Raw genomic sequence first — 2,541 nt, forward strand, 5'->3', positions numbered from 1 at the left:
CGGCAGCAGCTGGACCGGGCCAATGCGGCGCTGAGCGCGTTCACCACCACCTACGGCACCAAGGTCCCGGCGGGCGAGGTCGTCTTCCTGCCCGACCTGCCGGTCCGGGTTGACAAGGTCAAGGTGGGCCTGGGTGACGCCCCGGACGGCGAGGTCGCCACCGTGACCAGCTCCGACGTGGTGGTACGGGCCGTCGTGCCCGGGGCCGACGGCTCCGCGCTGCGCGAGGGCATGGTGGCGCGGATCGAGACGCCGGACGGCACCCGTGTGCGCGGCGTCATCACAAAGGTCGGCGGTACCGGAAAAGACAGCGGCACCGACCATGACGCAGATGGAAAGGGCACGGACGGCGAAGACGACGGATTCGAATCTGATGGCGGTGCTGAGCTGGGCTCTGACCCGTCCGCCCCGGTGCAGTTGGTGATCTCCGTTCCCAATCCTGGTGCCTTGAAAAATCAGTCGGGGGGTACCGCCAAGGTGACCATCGAGGTGGGTGCCTCCAAGGGCGCCGTTCTGGTGGTGCCGGTGGCCGCGGTGCACACCAGTGCCGACGGCAAGGCCCGGGTGCGGGTGGATCGCGACGGCAAGGTCGTCAACGTGCCCGTCACCGTGGGGCTCTCGGCCGCCGGGCAGGTCGAGGTGACGGCCGACGGCGGCTCGCTGGACGAAGGCGACCAGGTGGTGGTCGGGCAGTGAGACGTAGGCCCACACCACGTCCGGCTCGCTGATCGGACGACGCCGGCACTTCTCGTTCAGGGACGCGACAGTTGATACCCGGCTTCCATGAACGCATTGGCAACGTTCAAGAGGATCGGCGGTCACGGAGAAGCAGTAGCCCAAGCGGAGACTGGTGGGCGGGCAGGAGCTCCCCACCCGCCCACAAGTCATCGCTAAGCACGCTTCACCGAAACTTCGGTCAAAACGGTTCCATGGGCGAGGGGGCCGTGAAATCCATTCTGTGGTGAGCGGTGTCACAACTTCGACAGTAGTCCCGATCGGTGGTCCACCAGGTCGAAAGAGCGAAGGCACCGAAGACGGACGGCCCTCACTCAAATGCCTCTTCTCCGCTAAACGAGGAACGACATGGCTCATATTCGTGCAAATCTTTCGATGTGGTCGGCCGCATCCGCTGTCGGTGTGATCGCCATCGTCGGGTGTTCCCAGAACAACGGCGACTCCGCCGCGCCCAGCCATACCGCGTCATCGAGCGCTCACACGCGAACCTCTCAGCCTCCCCAGGAGAACGAACTGGCCATTCCTGAAGACGCCGACGACGAAACCAAGCAGCAGTACTTGATTGAGAATGCCATCGCAGCCTGCATGCGGGCGCAGGGCTTCACCTATACACCGAACGTGACCGATTGGGGGCCCAGCAGCCCCGTTGACGGTCAGGACTACGAATTGGCGAAGAACTACCGAGCCAAGTACGGCTTCGGAATCTACGCCCCAGGCGTCTACCCGGACGACCCAGCCTTCAACCCCGACAAGTTCCGTGAAGCACAGATACTCGCCAACCCGGATAGGGCGTACCTCGAGGCGCTCCCCGCGGCGCAACGGAAGGCTTACGACCTTGCGCTGGGCGACAACGTCAAGATCGTCAACGGAAGGTCGGAGGAGATGCCTGGGTGTGCGCGAGACGCGCGGACAAAGGTCTATGGGCCGGAGAAGTCACCGTCCGAACTCGACCGCGAGCAGGCCGCGAATGAGGAGCACAAGCTGACACTCAATGGCGACCCCCAGTTGAACTCCCTGGCGCAGCAATTCGCGTCGTGTCTGCGCAAGGAAGGTATCGCTGTCACGACCACGCAGCCGACGGCAATCGGTGACATGGTGAAGTTCGCAACGTCTGCGCAGCTCCCGATGGACGGCGTGCAAAGCATGGATGAGGACGCCGCCCGGGCCGGGCTCACCAAGGAAATCATCAACGCCCGCAAGGATCTGGAGTGCGGCAAGAAGTTCCGGGCCGCTTACTTCCCCAAGCTCGCCAAGCACCCCTTCTCCAGCGAGGTCGGATGAGCCGGCATCTCCCCAGTAGCCCGCAGAGCCGCAGCAGCAGGCTGGTCGGACTCATCGTGCACGTGGTGGCGATCAGCAACTCAGGTGGATGGTGCACTGGCACGCGAGCACCGTCTCCCGCCGACGTCGCCGGATCACGCCGGGCACCAATGGTCGGGCCGGTCGCCTTCGTCGCCGAGCGCCGAAACGTGACTTCCACCGTCAGCGCGCAGAACAACGTGAGATTCCGGGTATCACCCGGGTTCTTGCTGGACGAGGGCGACCGGGTGGTGGTCGGACGGTGAGGCGCAGATCCGTACCGCCCCGCCCCGCCCCCGAGCAGGCGCCGGACGCGGACACCGTGATCCGGCTCAGCGGCCTGGGCCGGGTCTTCGACGCCGACCCGCCGGTGCACGCCCTGCGCGACGTGCACCTGGAGGTCAGGAAAGGAGAGCATCTGTCGATCGTCGGCCCCTCGGGGTCGGGGAAGTCCACCCTGCTCAACACCCTGGGCCTGCTGGACCGACCCACGTCGGGCAGCTACTG

At 65.5% G+C, this 2,541-nt stretch carries 2 protein-coding genes and 1 pseudogene; all 3 read left to right on the forward strand.

What is annotated here, in order from left to right; all coding sequences use genetic code 11:
- A pseudogene (locus tag AB0F62_RS42615) lies at positions 1 to 696 on the forward strand (Tat pathway signal protein); the annotation flags it as partial.
- A gap of 441 nt (positions 697 to 1,137) precedes the next feature.
- Entirely contained in the window at positions 1,138 to 2,016 is an 879-nt protein-coding gene (locus tag AB0F62_RS42620; RefSeq protein ID WP_361812264.1) for a hypothetical protein, read from the forward strand.
- Between the two features lie 340 nt (positions 2,017 to 2,356).
- Positions 2,357 to 2,541 (forward strand): ATP-binding cassette domain-containing protein (locus AB0F62_RS42625; protein ID WP_361812267.1); only part of this gene is annotated, 185 nt, incomplete at its 3' end.

The organism is Streptomyces sp. NPDC026673 (assembly GCF_040638135.1).
GTDB lineage: Bacteria > Actinomycetota > Actinomycetes > Streptomycetales > Streptomycetaceae > Actinacidiphila.